Here is a 20,617-nt window from a genome sequence, read left to right as displayed (position 1 = left end):
AGACATGTGCGCCATAAATTTGACTGTGCACGGTTTTTTGACTTAACTAGTGGCTGTTTTCAGATTTCAGGCGTCTACAGGCACAAGGTGTCCTGCAAGCGTCTCGCTTGCCCCTCATTTTGGGCATTGAGTTGACTAGGGAAGTTGCTATTGCATGTGGCGTGAAACCAAAATTCTGCTGATCGATGACGATAGCGTCCGCCGCCGCGACTTGGCGGTGATCTTAAATTTTCTTGGCGAAGAAAATTTACCCTGCGGAAGCCATGACTGGCAGCAGGCAGTCGGCTCTTTGTCGTCTAGTCGTGAGGTCATTTGCGTACTGATCGGGACGGTCAATGCTCCTGGTGCGCTTTTGGGCCTGTTAAAGACACTCTCAACCTGGGATGAGTTCCTTCCAGTTTTGCTGATGGGCGATAATTCTTCGGTGGACCTGCCCGAAGATCAGCGCCGCCGGGTGCTTTCGACCCTCGAAATGCCACCGAGCTACAGCAAACTGCTGGATTCCCTGCACCGTGCCCAGGTCTATCGCGAAATGTACGACCAGGCCCGCGAACGCGGCCGGCATCGCGAACCCAACCTGTTCCGCAGCCTCGTCGGCACCAGTCGCGCGATCCAGCACGTGCGCCAGATGATGCAGCAAGTGGCCGACACCGATGCCAGCGTCCTGATCCTCGGCGAGTCCGGGACCGGCAAGGAAGTGGTTGCGCGCAACCTGCATTACCATTCCAAGCGCCGCGACGCGCCATTCGTGCCGGTCAATTGCGGGGCGATCCCGGCCGAATTGCTGGAAAGCGAACTGTTCGGTCACGAGAAGGGCGCCTTCACCGGCGCGATCACCAGCCGTGCCGGCCGCTTCGAACTGGCCAACGGCGGTACGCTGTTTCTCGATGAAATTGGCGACATGCCGCTGCCGATGCAGGTCAAGCTGCTGCGTGTACTGCAGGAACGCACCTTCGAGCGCGTGGGCAGCAACAAGACCCAGAGCGTCGATGTACGGATCATTGCCGCGACCCACAAGAACCTCGAAAGCATGATCGAGATCGGCACCTTCCGCGAAGACCTCTACTATCGCCTGAACGTGTTCCCGATCGAGATGGCACCGCTGCGTGAGCGCGTCGAAGACATTCCGCTGCTGATGAACGAACTGATCTCGCGCATGGAGCACGAGAAGCGCGGTTCGATCCGCTTCAACTCTGCTGCGATCATGTCTCTGTGCCGCCACGGCTGGCCGGGTAACGTCCGCGAGCTGGCCAACCTGGTGGAGCGCATGGCGATCATGCATCCGTACGGGGTGATCGGCGTGGTCGAGCTGCCGAAGAAGTTCCGCTACGTCGACGACGAGGACGAGCAAATGGTCGACAGCCTGCGCAGCGATCTGGAAGAGCGCGTGGCGATCAACGGCCACACGCCGGACTTCACCGCCAACGCCATGCTGCCGCCGGAAGGTCTCGATCTGAAGGACTACCTCGGTGGCCTGGAGCAGGGCTTGATCCAGCAAGCGCTGGACGACGCCAACGGCATCGTGGCCCGCGCCGCCGAACGCCTGCGTATTCGCCGCACCACGCTGGTGGAGAAGATGCGCAAGTACGGCATGAGCCGTCGTGAAGGTGATGAACAGGCGGATGATTGACGCCTGTTTTTCAACCGCTTCATTTATAAGCGGTTTTTTTTAGGCACGGGTATTGCTACGTCCCTCGCAACGTTCCGTTTAACTGACGGTCAGCCAAGCGAGAGAGCACAATGCCCCAAGCCTCCCAGATGTCTTCTGTTCCCGAGTCCTCGGGGCAACTGCCGTCCGTAGAGCAGGCGAGCCGCCAGGGGCTTGAGCAGGCGTTCGCCCTGTTCAACCAGATGTCCAGCCAGTTGACCGACTCCTACAGCATGCTCGAAGCCCGGGTCACCGAGCTCAAGGGCGAGCTGGCCGTGGTCAGCGCCCAGCGCATGCAGGAACTGGCGGAAAAAGAACGCCTGGCCAACCGTCTGCAAAATCTCCTCGATCTGTTGCCCGGTGGCGTCATCGTCATCGACGGTCACGGCATTGTGTGCGAGGCCAATCCTGCCGCCATCGAATTGCTCGGCCTGCCGTTGGAAGGCGAGCTGTGGCGCCATGTCATCGCCCGTTGCTTCGCGCCCCGTGAAGACGACGGTCACGAAATTTCCCTGAAAAACGGTCGACGCCTGTCGATTGCCACTCGCTCGCTGGATGCCGAGCCAGGACAGTTGGTGCTGCTCAACGACCTGACTGAAACCCGTCACCTGCAGGATCAACTGGCGCGCCACGAGCGCCTGTCGTCCCTGGGGCGGATGGTCGCGTCGCTGGCGCATCAGATCCGCACGCCGTTGTCCGCCGCATTGCTGTACGCCAGCCATTTGACCGAGCAGGAATTGCCGGTCGCCACCCAGCAGCGTTTTGCCGGGCGCCTCAAGGAGCGCCTGCACGAGCTGGAGCATCAGGTGCGTGACATGCTGGTGTTTGCCCGCGGTGAGTTGCCGCTGACCGACCGTGTCACGCCGAATGCCTTGATGCAGTCGTTGCAGGCCGCGGCGCTGACCCACGTGCAGGATCTGCCGATCCGCTGGCAGTGCGACAGCCATGCCGGTGAGTTGCTGTGCAATCGCGACACGCTGGTCGGGGCGCTGCTCAATCTGATTGAAAACGCGATTCAGGCGAGTGCCGGTGAGGTGCGTCTGAAGGTGCATTGTTATACCCGCGACAACACCCTGCGTTTGTGCGTCAGTGACAGCGGCAGCGGTATTGATGCAGCAGTGCTGGCGCGGCTGGGCGAGCCGTTTTTCACCACCAAGGTTACCGGGACCGGCCTGGGCCTGACCGTGGTCAAGGCCGTGGCGCGTGCGCATCAGGGAGAATTGCAGCTGCGTTCGCGGGTCGGGCGCGGTACGTGCGCGCAGGTCATCCTGCCGTTGTTTTCCGCTGTACAGGGAGCTGAGTGAAGGTCATGGGCATCAAGGTTCTGCTGGTCGAGGATGATCGCTCGTTGCGCGAGGCGCTGGCCGATACCCTGTTGCTGGCCGGTTACGACTATCACGCGGTGGGTTCGGCCGAAGAGGCGCTGAAGGCCGCGGAGCGCGAAGCGTTCAGTCTGGTGGTCAGCGACGTCAACATGCCGGGCATGGACGGCCATCAATTGCTCGGGCTGTTGCGCGCGCGGCAACCACAGTTGCCGGTGCTGCTGATGACCGCTCATGGCGCGGTCGAGCGCGCGGTCGATGCGATGCGCCAGGGTGCGGCGGATTATTTGGTCAAACCGTTCGAGCCCAAGGCTCTGCTGGATCTGGTGGCGCGTCATGCCTTGGGCAGTCTCGGCACCAGTGATGCCGAAGGGCCGGTCGCAGTCGAACCTGCCAGTGCTCAATTGCTGGAGCTGGCGGCGCGGGTCGCACGCAGTGATTCCACCGTGCTGATTTCCGGCGAGTCCGGCACCGGAAAGGAAGTGCTGGCGCGCTACATCCACCAGCAATCCCATCGCGCCAGTCAGCCGTTCATTGCGATCAACTGTGCGGCGATTCCGGACAACATGCTCGAAGCCACTTTGTTCGGTCACGAAAAAGGCTCGTTCACCGGCGCCATCGCCGCCCAGGCCGGCAAGTTCGAACAGGCGGATGGCGGCACCATTCTGCTGGATGAAATTTCCGAAATGCCTCTGGGCCTGCAAGCCAAGCTGCTGCGGGTGTTGCAGGAGCGGGAAGTGGAGCGGGTGGGGGCGCGCAAGCCGATCACTCTCGATATTCGCGTGGTGGCGACCACCAACCGTGATCTGGCCGGTGAAGTCGCAGCGGGGCGGTTCCGCGAAGACCTTTATTATCGTCTGTCGGTATTTCCGCTGGCCTGGCGTCCGTTGCGCGAGCGCACCGCCGATATCCTGCCGCTGGCCGAGCGTCTGCTGGTCAAGCACGTCAATAAAATGAAGCACGCGATGGCGAAGTTCTCGCCCGAGGCGCAAGCGTGCCTGATCGCTTATCCGTGGCCGGGCAACGTGCGCGAGCTGGATAACGCGGTCCAGCGGGCCTTGATTCTGCAGCAGGGCGGCCTCATCCAGCCGCAGGATTTCTGTCTCTCCGGGCCGGCGCTGTTTGCTCCATTACCGGCTACGGTGCCTGTCGCTCCGGTCATTCGCGAAGTCGAGATCGAAGCGGATTCGGCCGGTGCGCTGGGCGATGACCTGCGTCGCCGCGAATTCCAGATGATCATCGACACCCTGCGTACCGAGCGCGGCCGGCGCAAGGAAGCTGCGGAAAAGCTCGGCATCAGCCCGCGCACCTTGCGTTACAAACTGGCGCAAATGCGCGATGCGGGCATGGATGTCGAAGGCTACCTGTTCGCCACCTGACCGGTGGCGCAAACGTTTGAAACGGCTTTTCTCAAAGCGGTGCCCGTGAGCTGGCACCGTTGTTGCTAACACCTGAGTACCCGCCGAGTGAGTGTCAAAAAATTGCGGGCCGCCCAAGAGAGTAGACCATGAGCCAAGGTATTGAATTTAATCGGTTGATGATGGACATGAAGGCCATGCAAATGGACGCCATGTCGAAGCCGAAATCGACTGCTGCCGTCCCGGAAGTGGCAGGCAGCAGCTTTTCCGACATGCTCGGTCAGGCCATCAACAAAGTGAACGATACCCAACAGGCGTCGAGCCAATTGGCCAACGCGTTCGAGATCGGCAAGAGCGGCGTCGATCTGACGGATGTGATGATCGCCTCGCAGAAAGCCAGTGTATCGTTCCAGGCTCTGACCCAGGTGCGCAACAAGCTGGTTCAGGCTTATCAAGACATCATGCAGATGCCGGTTTAAGGACGAGATTGAGTCATGGCAGAAGCAGTCGCCGATAACGTTCCGGCCAAGGCCACCCCGATAGACGGCAAACCGCCGTTGTTCGGCCTGTCCTTCCTGGAAAACCTCTCCGAGATGACCGTGCTGCGTCAGGTGGGCCTGTTGGTCGGCCTGGCCGCGAGCGTGGCGATTGGCTTTGCCGTGGTGCTGTGGTCGCAGCAGCCGGACTACCGGCCTCTGTACGGCAGCCTTGCCGGCATGGATGCCAAGCAGGTCATGGACACCCTGGCCTCCGCCGACATTCCCTACACCGTCGAACCGAATTCCGGCGCCTTGCTGGTCAAGGCCGATGACCTGTCCCGTGCGCGGCTCAAGCTCGCGGCCGCTGGTGTCACTCCCAGCGACGGCAACATCGGTTTCGAAATCCTCGACAAGGAACAGGGGCTGGGCACCAGCCAGTTCATGGAAGCGACCCGTTATCGTCGCGGCCTCGAGGGCGAACTGGCCCGCACCATCTCCAGCCTGAACAACGTCAAGGGCGCGCGCGTTCACCTGGCGATCCCGAAAAGCTCGGTGTTCGTGCGTGACGAGCGCAAGCCAAGCGCATCGGTATTGGTCGAGCTGTACTCCGGTCGTTCGCTGGAGCCGGGCCAGGTGGTTGCAATCATCAACCTGGTGGCGACTTCCGTTCCCGAGCTGAGCAAATCGCAGATCACCGTCGTCGACCAGAAGGGCAACCTGCTGTCGGATCAGGCGGAAAATTCCGAAATGACCATGGCCGGCAAGCAGTTCGACTACAGCCGCCGCATGGAAAGCATGCTCACTCAGCGCGTGCACAACATTCTGCAACCGGTACTGGGCAATGATCGCTACAAGGCTGAAGTCTCGGCCGATGTCGATTTCAGTGCCGTCGAGTCGACAGCCGAGCAGTTCAACCCGGATCAACCGGCCCTGCGCAGCGAACAGTCGGTCAACGAACAACGCACCGCCAGCAATGGCCCGCAAGGTGTGCCGGGTGCCCTGAGCAACCAGCCGCCGTCGCCGGCTTCAGCGCCGCAGACCACCGGTGGCGCAGCCGCCCCGGCGAGCATGGTGCAGCCAGGTCAGCCACTGGTTGATGCCAACGGTCAGCAGATCATGGACCCGGCCACCGGCCAGCCAATGCTCGCGCCGTACCCGGCGGACAAGCGTCAACAATCCACCAAGAACTTCGAGCTCGACCGTTCCATCAGCCACACCAAACAGCAGCAGGGTCGCCTGAATCGCCTGTCGGTGTCGGTGGTGGTGGACGATCAGGTCAAGATCAACCCGGCCAACGGCGAAACCACCCGTGCGCCGTGGAGCGCCGACGAATTGGCGCGCTTCACCCGTCTGGTACAGGACGCCGTCGGCTTCGACGCCAGCCGTGGCGACAGCGTCAGCGTGATCAACATGCCGTTCTCCGCCGAGCGCGGCGAAGTGATCGCCGATATTCCGTTCTACTCCCAGCCATGGTTCTGGGACATCGTCAAACAAGTGCTGGGCGTGCTGTTCATCCTGGTGCTGGTGTTCGGCGTGCTGCGTCCGGTGCTCAACAACATCACCGGTGGCGGCAAAAGCAAGGAGCTGGCCGGTCTGGGCGGCGACATGGAACTCGGTGGCATGGGCGGTCTGGACGGTGAACTGTCCAACGATCGCGTCAGCCTCGGCGGCCCGACCAGCATCCTGCTGCCGAGCCCGAGTGAGGGCTATGACGCTCAGTTGAACGCAATCAAGAGTCTGGTGGCAGAAGACCCGGGTCGTGTGGCCCAGGTCGTGAAAGAGTGGATTAACGCAGATGAGTGATAACCGAGCCGCCGTCGCCAAACTGTCCCGGGTCGATAAAGCCGCGATTCTGCTGCTGTCCCTGGGTTCGACCGATGCCGCACAAGTGCTGCGCCACATGGGCCCCAAAGAGGTTCAGCGGGTTGGCGTGGCCATGGCCCAGATGGGCAACGTCCACCGTGAGCAGGTCGAGCAGGTCATGAGCGAGTTCGTCGACATTGTCGGCGACCAGACCAGCCTGGGCGTCGGCTCCGACGACTACGTGCGCAAAATGCTCACCCAGGCCCTGGGTGAAGACAAGGCCAACGGCCTGATCGACCGCATTCTGCTGGGCGGCAACACCAGCGGCCTCGACAGCCTGAAATGGATGGAGCCGCGCGCCGTTGCCGACGTGATCCGTTACGAGCACCCGCAGATCCAGGCGATCGTGGTGGCGTACCTCGACCCGGATCAGGCCGGTGAAGTGCTCGGCAACTTCGACCACAAGGTGCGTCTGGACATCATCCTGCGCGTCTCGTCGTTGAACACCGTACAGCCGGCCGCACTGAAAGAATTGAACCAGATCCTCGAGAAGCAGTTCTCCGGTAACTCCAATGCCTCGCGCACCACCCTGGGTGGCATCAAGCGGGCGGCGGACATCATGAACTTCCTCGACAGCTCGATCGAAGGCCAGCTCATGGACTCGATCCGCGAAGTCGACGAAGACCTGTCCGGTCAGATCGAAGACCTCATGTTCGTGTTCAACAACCTGGCCGATGTCGACGACCGCGGTATCCAGGCGCTGCTGCGCGAAGTCTCTTCCGACGTGCTGGTGCTGGCCCTCAAGGGTTCGGACGAAGGCGTCAAGGAAAAGATTTTCAAGAACATGTCCAAGCGTGCCGCCGAACTGCTGCGCGACGACCTCGAGGCCAAAGGCCCGGTGCGCGTCAGCGACGTGGAGACCGCGCAGAAGGAAATCCTCACCATCGCCCGCCGTATGGCCGAAGCCGGAGAAATCGTGCTCGGTGGCAAGGGCGGCGAGGAAATGATCTAAGCCCATGGACAAGCATGACGACGACGTGACGGACCTGATCCGTGCCCGGGACGTCCGCGGTTTCGAAACTTGGGCAATCCCAAGCTTCGATCCGCCGGCACCGGAACCCGAGCCGGAACCGGAGCCTGAACCGCCGGAAATGGAAGAAGTGCCGCTGGAGGAAGTCCAGCCACTGACGCTCGAAGAGCTCGAAAGCATCCGTCAGGAGGCCTACAACGAGGGCTTCGCCATCGGTGAAAAGGAAGGCTTTCACAGCGCCACCCTCAAGGTGCGCCAGGAAGCCGAAGGGGTCCTGACGGCCAAGGTCGAGAGCCTCGAGCAACTGATGGGCCACCTGTTCGAGCCCATTGCCGAGCAAGACACCCAGATCGAAAAGTCGCTGGTCAACCTCGTGCAGCACATCGCCCGTCAGGTGATTCAGCGCGAGCTCGCCATCGACTCGACGCAGATCGAACACGTCATGCGCGACGCCCTCAAGCTGTTGCCGCTGGGCGTGGGCAATGTGCGGCTGTACGTCAATCCGCAGGATTTCGAACAGGTCAAAGCCCTGCGCGAACGTCATGAGGAAACCTGGCGCATCGTCGAGGACGAAACCCTGTTGCCAGGCGGTTGCCGGGTCGAGACCGACCACAGCCGGATCGATGCCAGCATCGAAACCCGCGTCAGCCAGGTCATGGCCAAGCTGTTCGACCAGTTGCACGAGCAGGCTCTGCACCCGGCCGCGCCGGACCTGAGCCTGGACTTGCCGGAAACGCCGAAACCGGCCCCTGTCATTGACGAGCCGCTCGCGGACGCCCCCGATGCGCCTTGAACGCACCAGCTTCGCCAAGCGCCTGAGCACTTATGCCGAGGCCACCGAAATCGCCGGTGCGCCGATTCTCGAAGGGCGCCTGCTGCGCATGGTCGGCCTGACGCTTGAAGCCGAAGGCCTGCGCGCCGCCATGGGCACTCGCTGCATGGTGATCAACGACGACACCTATCACCCGTCCCAGGTCGAAGCCGAAGTCATGGGCTTTTCCGGCAGCAAGGTGTTCCTGATGCCGGTCGGCAGCGTGGCCGGCATTGCGCCGGGTGCCCGCGTGGTGCCGCTGGCCGACACCGGCCGCTTGCCGATGGGCATGAGCATGCTCGGTCGCGTGCTCGACGGCGCCGGACGTGCGCTGGACGGCAAGGGCGGCATGAAGGCTGAAGACTGGGTGCCGATGGACGGCCCGACGATCAACCCGCTCAACCGAGACCCGATCAGCGAGCCGCTGGATGTCGGGATCCGTAGCATCAACGGATTGTTGACGGTCGGTCGCGGTCAGCGTCTGGGCCTGTTCGCCGGTACCGGTGTCGGTAAATCGGTGTTGCTGGGCATGATGACCCGCTTCACCGAGGCCGACATCATCGTCGTCGGCCTTATCGGTGAGCGGGGTCGGGAAGTTAAAGAATTCATCGAGCACATTCTTGGTGAAGAAGGCCTCAAGCGTTCCGTGGTCGTGGCGTCCCCGGCTGACGACGCGCCGCTGATGCGTCTGCGCGCGGCGATGTACTGCACGCGGATCGCCGAATATTTCCGCGACAAGGGCAAGAACGTCCTGTTGCTGATGGATTCCCTGACCCGTTTTGCCCAGGCCCAGCGGGAAATCGCCCTGGCCATCGGCGAGCCGCCGGCAACCAAGGGTTATCCGCCGTCGGTATTCGCCAAACTGCCGAAACTGGTGGAGCGTGCCGGTAATGCAGAGAAGGGCGGTGGTTCGATCACAGCGTTCTATACCGTGCTGTCCGAGGGCGATGACCAGCAGGACCCGATTGCCGACTCGGCGCGGGGCGTGCTTGACGGGCACATCGTGCTGTCGCGGCGGCTGGCCGAGGAGGGGCATTACCCGGCCATCGACATCGAAGCTTCGATCAGCCGGGTGATGCCTGCCGTCGTGGCGCCGGAACACATGCAGCGCGCGCAATACTTCAAGCAACTGTGGTCGCGCTATCAACAGAGTCGCGACCTGATCAGCGTCGGCGCCTATGTCGCGGGCGGTGATCGCGAGACGGACCTTGCCATCAACCTGCAGCCGCAACTGGTCAGATACCTGCGTCAGGGTCTCAACGACAAAATCAGCCTGGGTGAAAGCGAGGCGTACCTCGAAACGATTTTCGCCCCGGCGGCCGGCGGGTAACCGGTCATGGCTCTGAGTCGAGCCGCGCGCCTGGCGCCGGTGGTGGACATGGCCGAGAAGGCCGAAAAAACCGCCGTGCAGCGCCTGGGTTACTTTCAGGGGCAGGTGAAAGTGGCCGAAAGCAAACTCGCCGACCTCAACGCCTTTCGTCTGGATTATTCGCAGCAGTGGATCGTGCGCGGCAGCACCGGCGTGACCGGTCAGTGGCTGCTGGGTTTTCAGGGCTTCCTGGCGCAACTTGACACTGCCGTCGATCAGCAGCGCCAGAGCCTGCAATGGCACCAGAACAACCTGGACAAGGCTCGCGATGCCTGGCAGCAGGCGTTTGCCCGGGTCGAAGGTTTGCGCAAACTTGTCCAGCGCTACCGCGACGAGGCCCAGCGTGCCGAAGACAAGCGCGAACAGAAGCTGCTGGACGAATTGTCCCAGCGTTTGCCGCGTCACGAGGTGTTTTGACGAGCCGATCTCTGACAGCTCCCGACGCCATCGCGCCTTGCCCATGGCCCCGGCAGGTGCTAAACCTTGTACAAGTTCGTCAATGACAAGGAAGCCAGTAAATGTCAGTCGTTACAGAAGTGTCCGCGGACAAGAAAAAGCTGACGATTTCGGTCAAGGGGCGATTCGATTTCGCCAAGCATCAGGAATTTCGCCAATCCTACGAAAAAGAGCAGCCCGAATCGGTGATTGTCGACCTCAAGGAGGCGACCTATCTCGACAGTTCGGCGCTCGGCATGCTGCTTCTGCTGCGTGATCATGTCGGCGGTGACGATTCGGAAATCCGCGTGGTCAACAGCAGTTCCGACGTGAAGAAAATCCTCGCCATCTCCAACTTCGACAAACTGTTCGACATCAGTTGACGGCCATGCAGCCGCAAGAGCCGCTGACGATCCTGATCGCCGAAGACAGCGCCGCCGACCGGCTGCTGTTGTCGACCATCGTCCGTCGCCAGGGGCACGAGGTGCTGACGGCCACCCACGGTGCGGAGGCGGTCGAGACATTCATCCGGCAAAAGCCGCATCTGGTGCTGATGGACGCCATGATGCCGGTGATGGACGGATTCGAAGCCGCACGGCAGATCAAGAGGCTGGCGGGTGAGAATCTGGTGCCGATCATCTTCCTCACCTCGCTGACGGAAAGTGAAGCGCTGGCCCGTTGCCTTGAGGCCGGCGGTGACGACTTTCTGGCGAAGCCGTACAACCAGGTGATCCTCGCCGCCAAAATCAAGGCGATGGATCGCTTGCGGCGTTTGCAGGCCACGGTTCTTCAGCAGCGCGACCTGATCGCCAAACACCACGACTATCTGCTCAACGAGCAGCGGGTCGCCAAGGCCGTGTTCGACAAGGTCGCGCATTCCGGGTGCCTGAGCGCGCCGAACATCCGTTACCTGCAATCACCCTATGCGCTGTTCAACGGCGATCTGCTGTTGGCTGCGTACACCCCGGCCGGCGACATGCACGTGTTGCTCGGTGACTTCACCGGTCATGGATTGCCCGCGGCGGTCGGCGCGATGCCGCTGGCCGAGGTGTTTTACGGCATGACTGCCAAGGGTTACGGCCTGGCCGAGACCCTGCGGGAAATGAACGCCAAGCTCAAGCGCATCCTGCCGGTGGACATGTTCTGCTGCGCGACGCTGTTGTGCCTGAGTTTTCAGCGGCGCTCGGTGGAAGTCTGGAATGGCGGCATGCCCGACGGCTATCTGCATTGCCTCGCCACGGGCACGCGCACACCGCTGGCGGCACGTCACCTGCCGTTGGGGGTGCTCAGCCCGCAGGACTTCGATGACCGCACCGAGGTTCACCCGATGGCAGTGGGCGATCGGGTGTTCCTGCTTTCGGACGGGGTCATCGATACCTGCGATGCCAACGATCAGTTGTTCGGTGTCGAGCGTTTGCACAAGGTGTTCGCCGCCAATCGCCATCCGGATCGGCTGTTCGAGGACATCGAACAGGCGCTGCAGGACTTTCGCGGGGAGGCCCGGGACGATGTGAGCATGGTCGAGGTCAGCCTGCTGGAGGCCGAGCAGATCCATCCGTCGGCACCGGTGTATTCCGACAGCGGCCAGTCCTGCCCGCTGGACTGGTCGGTGAGCTTCGAATTTCGCGGTGCCACGCTCAAGCGTTTCAATCCGTTGCCTTACCTGTTGCAGTTGCTGCTGGAAGTACATGGATTGCGGGCGCAGAGTGGCGCACTGTACAGCGTGCTGGCCGAGCTTTATTCCAACGCGCTGGAGCATGGCGTGCTGGGGCTGGATTCGAGCCTCAAGCGCGATGCGCCAGGTTTCGCCCGTTATTATGAGCAGCGCAATGCGCGCCTCGAGGCCTTGCAGGACGGTTTCGTGCGCGTGCATTTGCAGGTGCGGCCGGAAGGCGAGGGCGGTTGTCTGGTGGTGCAAGTCGAGGACAGCGGCCAGGGATTTGACGTCTCGCGCGTGATGCAACGGCCGCTTGACGAAGTCCGTCTGTCGGGACGCGGTGTCAGTCTGATCCGGCAGTTGGGCAGAAATGCCAGCTGGTCGGACGATGGGCGCAGTGCCCGCGTGGAGTTTTTCTGGGAGGCTCTGGCATAATCCGCGCATTCTTGATCAAGGAGTGAACAAGTGGCTGATACACATGTGGACCACGAGGCGCTGAGCGCGCTCCGGGAAGTGATGGAAGACAGCTATCCGGAACTGCTGGATACCTTTCTTGCCGATTCCGAAAATCGCCTGCGGGAGTTGCAGCAGACTGCCGATGCCGACGCATTGTCCTCCGTTGCGCACAGCTTCAAGGGCAGCAGCAGCAACATGGGTGCGACCCGTCTTGCCGTGCTGTGCCAGGAGCTGGAGCAGCACGCCAAAGACAAAAGTCCTTCTGAGATCATCAAACTGGTCGCCGATATTCACAGCGAATTTGCCGATGTGCGGCCCGTTTATGTCGCCGAGCGGCAGCGCTCGCTGATGCACTGATCCTGCCGCCGGGCGGTTTTGTCGAAGTTCTGACGAAACTGGCCCGGCACTTGCAGTTATCTATCCCAACTGTACCTACGATCCAGTGCAGCGGAGACCGTGCCATGCCTGCAAGCCCCAACATTCTTCTTCAGACCGCCGCCCAGGCCAAGGCGCAAGCCGCCTCTGCCAAATCATCGGCAGTGGCCGCAGAGCCCGGGGACAAGGCCTCCAGCTTCGCTCAGGTGTTCGCCGATCAAGGCCCGAACAAGCCTTCGGTGACCGTCGACAATTCGGCAAAACCTTCCCGTGACAAGGTCGCCGACAACGGCGGCAAGAAAGACCTCGGCAAGGATCAGTCTGCCGCCCCGGCGCCGGCGGTTGCCGATAGCGGCAAAGCCTTGCCCGCCGACAAACCGGCGACGGCGGCAACGGACGGCAAGACCACTGCCGATGACGAAACGGCTGAAACAGCGCCGGCTCCCGTTGCCGATACGGCGCCGGTGGATCCGGCACTGGTGGCGGCGGTGCAGCCCGTCGTCACGGCACCGGTGGTAGTCACGCCGGTCGTCGAGACCGCTGCGCAACCTGAAACCGACAAACCTGCCGTGGCGGCATTGCCGGGTATGGTCAAGGATCCGGCGCCGGCCACCGATCCGGCTTTCGACCCCGAAGCGGATCCGCTGGATTCGCTTCCCGCCGTACGCATGGCCATGGAGCAGAGTGGCCACATTTCTGCTTCCAGCCAGTCCCAGCCCAAGGCCACCTCGGCCCAGGCTCAGGCTGACGGCGAATTGACCTCGGCGCAGAACTTCGCTGCCGGCATGGCCAGCATGCTCGATGTGCAGGCTGACAAGGACAGCACCAGTCAGGGCGGCGAAAAGGCGTTCAGCGGTCTGATCGATGACGGCCTGAAAGACCTGAAGACCGCCACCAGCGACACCCGCGTGGATGATTTTGCCAACCGTCTGGCGGCGCTGACCCAGGCTGCCACGCCGAAAACCGCCAACGCGGTGCCGGTGAACCAGCCGATTGCCATGCACCAGAACGGCTGGACCGAAGAAGTGGTCAACCGGGTCATGTACCTGTCAAGCAACAACCTGAAGGCCGCTGACATCCAGTTGCAGCCAGCGGAACTTGGGCGTCTGGATATCCGGGTGAACATGGTGCCGGACCAGCAGACCCAGGTGACCTTCATGAGCGCGCATCCGAGCGTGCGTGAAGCCCTCGACGGTCAGATGCACCGCCTGCGCGACATGTTCAACCAGCAAGGCATGGGTCAGGTCGACGTCAACGTTTCCGATCAGAACCGTGGCTGGCAGGGCCAAGGTCAGGAGCAGGCGCAACAGGGGCAGAGCGGTCGCACCAGCGCTGCCGGCGGTCGCCTGGATTCGGCCGAAGAAGAGTTGACGCCGGCAGCCGTGGCTGAAGCCGCCGCGCAAACCACTAGCGTGATCGGCAGCAGCGCCGTCGACTACTACGCCTGACACGACGCTGTACTCCTGTGGGAGCGGGCTTGCTCGCGAAATCGGTAAGACAAACAACACATCTGTTGAATGTTGAACCGCATTCGCGAGAAAGCCCGCTCCCACATTGCTTTGCGGTGCGCCCGATTTCTCCCTCCGACACTTCTGGCATAACACTTGCTCTTGCCTTGCCGTGCGACTGTGAAAACCCGATTAGTGACGGATTATTGGCATGGCGAAGAGCGAAGCTGCAGCAGTAAAAGACCCCGCAACCAAAGGCAAACTCAAGCTGATCATCGTGATCGTGCTGGGTCTGTTGCTGGCGATCGGCACGTCCGTGGGGGCGACCTGGTTCTTCATGCACAGTGCCCAGAGCAAGCCTGCGGCGGCCGCCGACGCGGCCCCGGTCGGCAAGCAACCGGCGATTTTCGAGCCGATGGCACCGGCCTTCGTGGCCAACTACAACCAGAACGGCCGTCAGCGCTACATGCAGGTGAGCATCACCATGCTGGCGCGCAATCAGGCTGATCTGGAAGCGCTCAAATTGCACATGCCGGTGATCCGCAACAACCTGGTGATGCTCTTCTCCGGTCAGGATTTCGCCACGCTGGCGACCCCGGTCGGTCAAGAGATGTTGCGCCAGAAGGCCACGGCCAGCGTCCAGGAAGTGGCGCAGAAAGAGCTGGGCAAAGTGGTGATCGAACAGTTGCTTTTCACTAATTTCGTACTGCAGTAGGAACACGACATGGCCGTGCAGGATCTGCTGTCCCAGGATGAAATCGACGCGCTGTTGCATGGCGTCGACGATGGTCTGGTACAGACCGATAACGCTGCCGAACCCGGCAGTGTCAAAAGCTACGACCTGACCAGCCAGGATCGCATCGTCCGCGGACGCATGCCGACTCTGGAAATGATCAACGAGCGTTTTGCCCGCTACACCCGCATCAGCATGTTCAACATGCTGCGCCGCTCGGCGGACGTTGCCGTCGGTGGCGTACAGGTGATGAAGTTCGGTGAATACGTGCACTCGCTGTACGTGCCGACCAGCCTCAACCTGGTCAAGATCAAACCCCTGCGTGGCACCGCGCTGTTCATCCTCGACGCCAAACTGGTGTTCAAACTGGTGGACAACTTCTTCGGCGGCGACGGCCGTCACGCCAAGATCGAAGGGCGTGAATTCACCCCGACCGAACTGCGCGTGGTGCGCATGGTGCTGGAACAGGCGTTCGTCGACCTGAAAGAAGCCTGGCAGGCGATCATGGAAGTCAACTTCGAGTACATCAACTCGGAAGTGAACCCGGCCATGGCCAACATCGTCGGCCCGAGCGAAGCGATCGTGGTCTCCACGTTCCACATCGAACTCGACGGCGGTGGCGGCGATCTGCACGTGACCATGCCGTACTCGATGATCGAGCCAGTGCGCGAAATGCTCGACGCCGGTTTCCAGTCGGACCTCGACGACCAGGACGAGCGCTGGGTCAACGCCCTGCGTCAGGACGTGCTCGACGTCGACGTGCCGATCGGTGCCACCGTGGCCCGCCGCCAGTTGAAGCTGCGCGACATCCTGCACATGCAGCCGGGTGACGTGATCCCGGTCGAGATGCCGGAAGACATGATCATGCGCGCCAACGGCGTGCCGGCCTTCAAGGTCAAGATGGGCTCGCACAAAGGCAACCTCGCGTTGCAAGTGATCGAGCCGATCGAGCGCCGCTGAAGCGGCGCCCTCATTCCCTGATTTTTTTACCGGTTTTTTGCCCGCCGAGGACAAATGATGAACGACGATATGAACACCCAGGACGATCAGGCACTGGCCGATGAATGGGCTGCCGCCCTGGAAGAAACCGGTGAAGCCGGGCAGGCCGACATCGACGCGCTGCTGGCCGCCGATGCAGGCGCTTCGAACTCCAACCGTCTGCCGATGGAAGAGTTCGGCAGCGTGCCGAAGAACAACGATCCGGTGACCCTCGACGGTCCGAACCTGGACGTGATTCTCGACATCCCGGTGTCGATCTCGATGGAAGTGGGCAGCACCGACATCAACATCCGCAACCTGCTGCAACTCAACCAGGGTTCGGTGATCGAGCTTGATCGTCTGGCCGGCGAGCCGCTGGACGTGCTGGTCAACGGCACCCTGATCGCTCACGGTGAAGTGGTCGTGGTCAACGAAAAGTTCGGCATCCGTCTGACTGACGTGATCAGCCCGAGCGAACGCATCAAGAAGCTGCGCTGAGTGAAAAAGCTTCTGGGTGCTTTGTTCGGCCTGGCACTGGCGTTGCCGTTCAGCGTGCTGGCGGCCGAGCCGGTGGCGACCACCGCAGCCGCTGCTGCGCCGGCCGTCAACAGCGGCGTGGCCGGACAGCTGACTCAGTTGGTGCTGGGGCTGTTGCTGGTGCTGGGGCTGATCTTCTTCCTCGCCTGGCTGTTGCGCCGGGTGCAGCAGGCAGGTCCCGCCGGCAAGGGCCAGGTGATCGAGCTGATCGGTTCCCGCGCGCTCGGGCCGCGTGACCGTCTGATGCTGGTGCAGGTCGGCAACGAGCAGATCCTGCTCGGCCTCAGCCCCGGAACCATCACTGCGCTGCACGTGCTCAAAGAGCCGGTCGAGGTGCCGAGCACCGCCGACAAAGCGACTCCGGAATTTGCCCAGCATCTGTTGAAGATCCTCGGCAAGGATCAGAAGGATAAGAAGTAATGGGTGCGTTGCGCATCGTCTTGACCCTGGCGTTGATGTTGGCCGCGCCGCTGGCATTTGCCGCCGATCCGTTGTCGATCCCGGCGATCACCCTGGGCACCAACGCCGAGGGCGCGCAGGAATATTCGGTCAGCCTGCAGATCCTGCTGATCATGACGGCGCTGAGCTTCATTCCGGCCGCCGTCATCCTGATGACCAGTTTCACCCGGATCATCATCGTCTTCTCGATCCTGCGTCAGGCCCTGGGCCTGCAGCAGACGCCGTCGAACCAGATCCTCACCGGCATGGCGCTGTTCCTGACGCTGTTCATCATGGCGCCGGTGTTCGACCGCGTGAACAACGATGCCTTGCAGCCCTACCTCGCGGAAACGCTGACCGCCCAGCAAGCGGTGGAAAAGGCGCAGGTGCCGATCAAGGACTTCATGCTCGCCCAGACCCGTTCCAGCGATCTGGAGCTGTTCATGCGCCTGTCCAAGCGCACCGACATCGCGACTCCGGATGCTGCGCCGCTGACGATTCTGGTGCCGGCGTTCGTGACGTCTGAACTGAAAACCGCGTTCCAGATCGGTTTCATGATCTTCATCCCGTTCCTGATCATCGACCTGGTGGTCGCGAGCGTGCTGATGGCGATGGGCATGATGATGCTGTCGCCGCTGATCATTTCCCTGCCGTTCAAAATCATGCTGTTCGTGCTGGTGGATGGCTGGGCGCTGATCATTGGCACCCTGGCCAGCAGTTTCGGAGGTGTATCGCCATGACGCCAGAAGTAGCGGTCGACATCTTCCGCGAGGCCCTGTGGCTGACCACCATGATGGTGGCGATCCTGGTGGTCCCGAGCCTTTTGGTGGGTCTGCTGGTGTCCATGTTCCAGGCCGCCACCCAGATCAACGAACAGACCCTGAGTTTCCTGCCGCGTCTGCTGGTGATGCTGGTAACGCTGATCGTCGTCGGCCCGTGGCTGGTGCAGACGTTCATGGAATACATCACCCAGTTGTACAAAAACATTCCGATGGTCATCGGCTAAGCCATGCAATCGCTGCTTCAGCTGACCGACACCCAGATCAGTACCTGGGTGGCGACGTTCATGCTGCCGCTGTTTCGCATCGCCTCAATGTTGATGGTGATGCCGGTCTTCGGAACCACGCTGGTGCCCCGGCGGATCCGTCTGTACTTCGCCTTTGCGATCACCGTGGTGATCACGCCCAACCTGCCGCCGATGCCGGCGGTCAGCCCTCTGGATCTCAGCGGTCTGCTGCTGATCGCCGAACAGATTCTGGTTGGCGCGGTGCTGGGCTTCTCACTGCAATTGTTCTTTCAGGCTTTCGTGGTGGCCGGGCAGATTGTCGCGATCCAGATGGGCATGGGCTTCGCGTCGATGATCGACCCCACCAACGGCGTGTCGGTGGCGGTGATCGGGCAGTTCTTCACGATGCTGGTGACCTTGCTGTTCCTGTCGATGAACGGGCATCTGGTGGTCTTCGAAGTGCTCACCGAAAGCTTCACCACGCTGCCGGTCGGCGGCGGGCTGATGACCACGCATTACTGGGAGCTGGCCGGCAAACTCGGCTGGGTGCTGGGCGCCGCGTTATTGCTGGTGCTGCCGGCGGTCACTGCGCTGCTGGTCGTCAACATCGCCTTTGGCGTGATGACTCGCGCCGCACCGCAACTCAACATCTTCTCCATCGGCTTCCCGCTGACCCTGGTGCTGGGCCTGTTCATTGTCTGGGTCGGGCTGGCGGACATTCTCAATCAGTATCAACCGCTGGCCACCGAGGCCTTGCAGTTTTTACGCGAACTGGCACAGGCGCGCTGAGTCATGGCTGAAAGCGAAAGCGGTCAGGACAAAACAGAAGACCCCACGGAGAAGCGCAAGAAGGACTCCCGGGAAAAGGGTGAGATTGCGCGCTCCAAGGAACTCAACACCCTGGCGATCATGCTCGCCGGCTCTGCCGCACTGCTGATTTTTGGCGGGATGCTGGCGCAGGAATTGATGGACCTGATGCGCCAGAACTTCACACTGTCGCGGGAAGTTATCATGGACGAGCGCTCCATGGCCACGTTCCTGATGAACTCCGGGTTGCAGGCATTGCTGGCGATTCAGCCGATCATGATCACCTTGTTGCTGGCCGCTTTCCTCGGGCCGATTGCGCTGGGTGGCTGGTTGTTCGCCGCCGGTTCGCTGGCCCCCAAGTTCAGCCGGATGAACCCGGCGGCGGGCCTCAAGCGGATGTTCTCGATGAAGGCTGTGATCGAGCTGCTCAAAGCGCTGGCCAAGTTTCTCATTACCTTGGGCGTGGCGCTGGTGGTGCTCAATGCGGACATCGACGACCTGCTGCGCATCGCCCACGAACCGCTGGACCGGGCGATCATTCACAGCCTGCAACTGGTGGGCTGGAGCTCTTTGTGGCTGGCGTGCGGTTTGATCATCATCGCGGCTGTCGACGTGCCCGTGCAGATCTGGGAAAGCATCAAAAAGCTCAAGATGACCAAGCAGGAAGTGCGCGACGAGCACAAGGATCAGGAAGGTCGGCCGGAGGTCAAGCAGCGCATTCGCCAGCTCCAGCGCGAGATGTCGCAGCGGCGGATGATGGCGGCGATTCCGGATGCCGACGTGGTCATCACCAACCCGACCCACTACGCCGTGGCACTCAAGTACGACGCGGAGAAGGGCGGGGCGCCGATGCTGTTGGCCAAGGGCAGCGATTTCCTGGCGCTGAAGATCCGCGAAATCGCCGTGGCCAACAACGTCATGCTCCTCGAATCGCCAGCGTTGGCGCGTTCGATCTATTACTCCACGGAACTGGAAGAGGAAATCCCCGGCGGCCTGTACCTGGCGGTCGCCCAGGTCCTGGCCTACGTCTACCAGATCCGCCAGCACCGCGCAGGCAAGGGTAAGTTCCCGGAACCGCTCAAGGATGATTTGCCGATTCCGCCGGATCTGCGGCGCGATTCCTGATGCTGATGAAACAAAAAAAACCGCCATCTGGTGATACCCGGTGGCGGTTTTTTCAGGCCTGATGAAATGTGTTGGCTGTGAGGCCGCTTTCGCGAGCAGGCGTCAGCCGCCACGACACATCTCTCAGCCCTTATGTGGAAGTCTGCGACGGCGGTATTTCCAGATTATCCAGCACCCGATTCGCTGCCAGCTCGCCGAGCATGATCAGTTGCCCAATGCCGATCAGCGTCCTGCGCTGCGAGGCGGGCATGAGGTGGGCGAAGTCATTGACGATGGCTCTGGCCGAAGCGAGGGTTTCGCAGGCATCGGCCAGCAGCTCTTCGTTTTTGAAGTCCGCGGTGACGGCATACATTCTGCGGGTCTTGCGCGGTGGTGAGGTGGAGCCGGGCGGGCAGAGATAGTGATCGAGGGCGCGGTCGGCGGCTTCGTGAAGCTTTCTGGAATCGAGGGATTTGTAGGGCGAGGCGGGGTCGGTTTCGGGTGGGTTGGGTGTGGGTTTGATCATGGTGAAGCTCCTTTGGGGTGAAGCCGCCAAGTCCAGTCGCTAAACAGGAAGGGTGGCGGCTGTACGCAGGTTAGCGAACCGGTCAAAGGCACCCGGTAGACCGCAAGGGTCTCCCGCATACAGCCACCATAACGAAATTGCAGACATACAGATCCGCAACGAAGCCTGGAACGCTGGTGCACCTTTAATTCGAACCGAGTCGCTAAACCCGATCGCTGATTCGTCAGCGACCGATCCACAATAGAACCCGACCCCAAGGCGCACAAGCCGGCGGATTCTGGCGTAGCTGTAGGCAAC

Annotated in this window: 22 protein-coding genes; 21 read left to right on the top strand and 1 reads right to left on the bottom strand. The window is 61.7% G+C overall.

The window, feature by feature from the left end:
• Positions 1 to 154: 154 nt before the first annotated feature.
• The 21 genes from ACKJSM_RS15520 (at position 155) to flhB (ending at position 19,815) form a co-directional block, all read left to right on the top strand.
• Positions 155 to 1,630 (top strand): sigma-54 dependent transcriptional regulator, encoded by a 1,476-nt coding sequence (locus tag ACKJSM_RS15520; protein WP_003222863.1) that lies wholly within the window; start codon positions 155 to 157, stop codon positions 1,628 to 1,630.
• A 110-nt stretch (positions 1,631 to 1,740) separates the two neighbouring features.
• Positions 1,741 to 2,952 carry a sensor histidine kinase gene (locus tag ACKJSM_RS15515; RefSeq protein ID WP_011333046.1) on the top strand — a complete coding sequence of 404 codons (1,212 nt, stop codon included), beginning with the start codon at positions 1,741 to 1,743 and terminating at the stop codon, positions 2,950 to 2,952.
• A gap of 5 nt (positions 2,953 to 2,957) precedes the next feature.
• Entirely contained in the window at positions 2,958 to 4,349 is a 1,392-nt protein-coding gene (locus ACKJSM_RS15510) for a sigma-54-dependent transcriptional regulator (protein ID WP_410238182.1), read from the top strand.
• 128 nt (positions 4,350 to 4,477) lie between these two features.
• Entirely contained in the window at positions 4,478 to 4,807 is a 330-nt protein-coding gene (gene fliE, locus ACKJSM_RS15505; RefSeq protein WP_065260774.1) for a flagellar hook-basal body complex protein FliE, read from the top strand.
• Between the two features lie 15 nt (positions 4,808 to 4,822).
• On the top strand, positions 4,823 to 6,610 hold the full coding sequence (fliF, locus tag ACKJSM_RS15500; protein WP_007958290.1) for a flagellar basal-body MS-ring/collar protein FliF: 1,788 nt from the start codon (positions 4,823 to 4,825) through the stop codon (positions 6,608 to 6,610).
• Positions 6,603 to 7,622, top strand: coding sequence for a flagellar motor switch protein FliG (gene fliG, locus ACKJSM_RS15495; RefSeq protein WP_007958288.1), 1,020 nt, complete (start codon positions 6,603 to 6,605; stop codon positions 7,620 to 7,622). Before fliF ends, fliG begins: the two co-directional genes overlap by 8 nt.
• A 4-nt stretch (positions 7,623 to 7,626) precedes the next feature.
• Positions 7,627 to 8,433: a flagellar assembly protein FliH gene (gene fliH, locus ACKJSM_RS15490; protein ID WP_236181620.1), complete on the top strand. Its 807-nt coding sequence runs from the start codon at positions 7,627 to 7,629 to the stop codon at positions 8,431 to 8,433.
• Positions 8,423 to 9,781: a flagellar protein export ATPase FliI gene (gene fliI, locus ACKJSM_RS15485; RefSeq protein ID WP_039765593.1), complete on the top strand. Its 1,359-nt coding sequence runs from the start codon at positions 8,423 to 8,425 to the stop codon at positions 9,779 to 9,781. Before fliH ends, fliI begins: the two co-directional genes overlap by 11 nt.
• 6 nt (positions 9,782 to 9,787) lie before the next feature.
• Complete coding sequence (gene fliJ, locus ACKJSM_RS15480) at positions 9,788 to 10,237, top strand: flagellar export protein FliJ (RefSeq protein ID WP_039765596.1); 450 nt, start codon at positions 9,788 to 9,790, stop codon at positions 10,235 to 10,237.
• Positions 10,238 to 10,338: 101 nt separating this feature from the next.
• Complete coding sequence (locus ACKJSM_RS15475; RefSeq protein WP_011333053.1) at positions 10,339 to 10,638, top strand: STAS domain-containing protein; 300 nt, start codon at positions 10,339 to 10,341, stop codon at positions 10,636 to 10,638.
• Positions 10,639 to 10,643: 5 nt separating this feature from the next.
• Complete coding sequence (locus tag ACKJSM_RS15470) at positions 10,644 to 12,347, top strand: SpoIIE family protein phosphatase (RefSeq protein WP_410238181.1); 1,704 nt, start codon at positions 10,644 to 10,646, stop codon at positions 12,345 to 12,347.
• Positions 12,348 to 12,377: 30 nt separating this feature from the next.
• Positions 12,378 to 12,725, top strand: coding sequence for an Hpt domain-containing protein (locus ACKJSM_RS15465; protein ID WP_236181618.1), 348 nt, complete (start codon positions 12,378 to 12,380; stop codon positions 12,723 to 12,725).
• A 104-nt stretch (positions 12,726 to 12,829) separates the two neighbouring features.
• Positions 12,830 to 14,191: a flagellar hook-length control protein FliK gene (locus ACKJSM_RS15460; protein WP_236181617.1), complete on the top strand. Its 1,362-nt coding sequence runs from the start codon at positions 12,830 to 12,832 to the stop codon at positions 14,189 to 14,191.
• 211 nt (positions 14,192 to 14,402) lie between these two features.
• Positions 14,403 to 14,906 (top strand): flagellar basal body-associated protein FliL, encoded by a 504-nt coding sequence (gene fliL, locus ACKJSM_RS15455; RefSeq protein WP_410238180.1) that lies wholly within the window; start codon positions 14,403 to 14,405, stop codon positions 14,904 to 14,906.
• A gap of 9 nt (positions 14,907 to 14,915) precedes the next feature.
• A complete protein-coding gene (gene fliM, locus ACKJSM_RS15450) occupies positions 14,916 to 15,884 on the top strand; it encodes a flagellar motor switch protein FliM (protein ID WP_003222890.1) in 969 nt (322 codons plus the stop codon).
• 57 nt (positions 15,885 to 15,941) lie between these two features.
• On the top strand, positions 15,942 to 16,400 hold the full coding sequence (gene fliN / locus ACKJSM_RS15445) for a flagellar motor switch protein FliN (protein WP_410238179.1): 459 nt from the start codon (positions 15,942 to 15,944) through the stop codon (positions 16,398 to 16,400).
• On the top strand, positions 16,401 to 16,859 hold the full coding sequence (gene fliO, locus ACKJSM_RS15440; protein WP_074687540.1) for a flagellar biosynthetic protein FliO: 459 nt from the start codon (positions 16,401 to 16,403) through the stop codon (positions 16,857 to 16,859).
• Positions 16,859 to 17,617, top strand: coding sequence for a flagellar type III secretion system pore protein FliP (gene fliP, locus ACKJSM_RS15435; protein WP_236181615.1), 759 nt, complete (start codon positions 16,859 to 16,861; stop codon positions 17,615 to 17,617). Before fliO ends, fliP begins: the two co-directional genes overlap by 1 nt.
• Entirely contained in the window at positions 17,614 to 17,883 is a 270-nt protein-coding gene (fliQ, locus tag ACKJSM_RS15430) for a flagellar biosynthesis protein FliQ (RefSeq protein ID WP_236181614.1), read from the top strand. The genes fliP and fliQ overlap by 4 nt, the downstream gene beginning before the upstream one ends.
• 3 nt (positions 17,884 to 17,886) lie before the next feature.
• The gene (gene fliR, locus ACKJSM_RS15425) at positions 17,887 to 18,672 is read left to right on the top strand and encodes a flagellar biosynthetic protein FliR (RefSeq protein WP_410238178.1); all 786 of its coding nucleotides are present in this window, start codon (positions 17,887 to 17,889) and stop codon (positions 18,670 to 18,672) included.
• Between the two features lie 3 nt (positions 18,673 to 18,675).
• Positions 18,676 to 19,815 (top strand): flagellar biosynthesis protein FlhB, encoded by a 1,140-nt coding sequence (flhB, locus tag ACKJSM_RS15420; protein WP_410238177.1) that lies wholly within the window; start codon positions 18,676 to 18,678, stop codon positions 19,813 to 19,815.
• A gap of 130 nt (positions 19,816 to 19,945) precedes the next feature.
• Here the strand turns inward: flhB and ACKJSM_RS15415 are convergent, their stop codons facing one another.
• Positions 19,946 to 20,320, bottom strand: coding sequence for a DUF6124 family protein (locus ACKJSM_RS15415; protein WP_410238176.1), 375 nt, complete (start codon positions 20,318 to 20,320; stop codon positions 19,946 to 19,948).
• Between the last annotated feature and the right edge of the window lie 297 nt (positions 20,321 to 20,617).

The sequence above is a fragment of the Pseudomonas sp. PHC1 genome (assembly GCF_046487845.1).
GTDB classification, from domain to species: Bacteria; Pseudomonadota; Gammaproteobacteria; order Pseudomonadales; family Pseudomonadaceae; genus Aquipseudomonas; species Aquipseudomonas sputi.
Note: the sequence above shows the minus strand (reverse complement) of the source record. Positions and strands in the feature narration are given on the sequence as shown.

What these genes read in the sequence shown, in the direction of transcription:
- fliM (WP_003222890.1), top strand. Translation starts at nt 14,916, where the DNA reads ATGGCCGTGCAGGATCTGCTGTCCCAGGATGAAATCGACGCGCTGTTG.
- fliN (WP_410238179.1), top strand. Translation starts at nt 15,942, where the DNA reads ATGAACGACGATATGAACACCCAGGACGATCAGGCACTGGCCGATGAA.
- fliE (WP_065260774.1), top strand. Translation starts at nt 4,478, where the DNA reads ATGAGCCAAGGTATTGAATTTAATCGGTTGATGATGGACATGAAGGCC.
- fliJ (WP_039765596.1), top strand. Translation starts at nt 9,788, where the DNA reads ATGGCTCTGAGTCGAGCCGCGCGCCTGGCGCCGGTGGTGGACATGGCC.
- fliR (WP_410238178.1), top strand. Translation starts at nt 17,887, where the DNA reads ATGCAATCGCTGCTTCAGCTGACCGACACCCAGATCAGTACCTGGGTG.
- fliH (WP_236181620.1), top strand. Translation starts at nt 7,627, where the DNA reads ATGGACAAGCATGACGACGACGTGACGGACCTGATCCGTGCCCGGGAC.
- flhB (WP_410238177.1), top strand. Translation starts at nt 18,676, where the DNA reads ATGGCTGAAAGCGAAAGCGGTCAGGACAAAACAGAAGACCCCACGGAG.
- ACKJSM_RS15515 (WP_011333046.1), top strand. Translation starts at nt 1,741, where the DNA reads ATGCCCCAAGCCTCCCAGATGTCTTCTGTTCCCGAGTCCTCGGGGCAA.
- fliQ (WP_236181614.1), top strand. Translation starts at nt 17,614, where the DNA reads ATGACGCCAGAAGTAGCGGTCGACATCTTCCGCGAGGCCCTGTGGCTG.
- fliG (WP_007958288.1), top strand. Translation starts at nt 6,603, where the DNA reads ATGAGTGATAACCGAGCCGCCGTCGCCAAACTGTCCCGGGTCGATAAA.
- ACKJSM_RS15460 (WP_236181617.1), top strand. Translation starts at nt 12,830, where the DNA reads ATGCCTGCAAGCCCCAACATTCTTCTTCAGACCGCCGCCCAGGCCAAG.
- fliP (WP_236181615.1), top strand. Translation starts at nt 16,859, where the DNA reads ATGGGTGCGTTGCGCATCGTCTTGACCCTGGCGTTGATGTTGGCCGCG.
- ACKJSM_RS15475 (WP_011333053.1), top strand. Translation starts at nt 10,339, where the DNA reads ATGTCAGTCGTTACAGAAGTGTCCGCGGACAAGAAAAAGCTGACGATT.
- fliF (WP_007958290.1), top strand. Translation starts at nt 4,823, where the DNA reads ATGGCAGAAGCAGTCGCCGATAACGTTCCGGCCAAGGCCACCCCGATA.
- ACKJSM_RS15415 (WP_410238176.1), bottom strand. Translation starts at nt 20,320, where the DNA reads ATGATCAAACCCACACCCAACCCACCCGAAACCGACCCCGCCTCGCCC.
- ACKJSM_RS15520 (WP_003222863.1), top strand. Translation starts at nt 155, where the DNA reads ATGTGGCGTGAAACCAAAATTCTGCTGATCGATGACGATAGCGTCCGC.
- ACKJSM_RS15510 (WP_410238182.1), top strand. Translation starts at nt 2,958, where the DNA reads ATGGGCATCAAGGTTCTGCTGGTCGAGGATGATCGCTCGTTGCGCGAG.
- fliI (WP_039765593.1), top strand. Translation starts at nt 8,423, where the DNA reads ATGCGCCTTGAACGCACCAGCTTCGCCAAGCGCCTGAGCACTTATGCC.
- fliL (WP_410238180.1), top strand. Translation starts at nt 14,403, where the DNA reads ATGGCGAAGAGCGAAGCTGCAGCAGTAAAAGACCCCGCAACCAAAGGC.
- ACKJSM_RS15470 (WP_410238181.1), top strand. Translation starts at nt 10,644, where the DNA reads ATGCAGCCGCAAGAGCCGCTGACGATCCTGATCGCCGAAGACAGCGCC.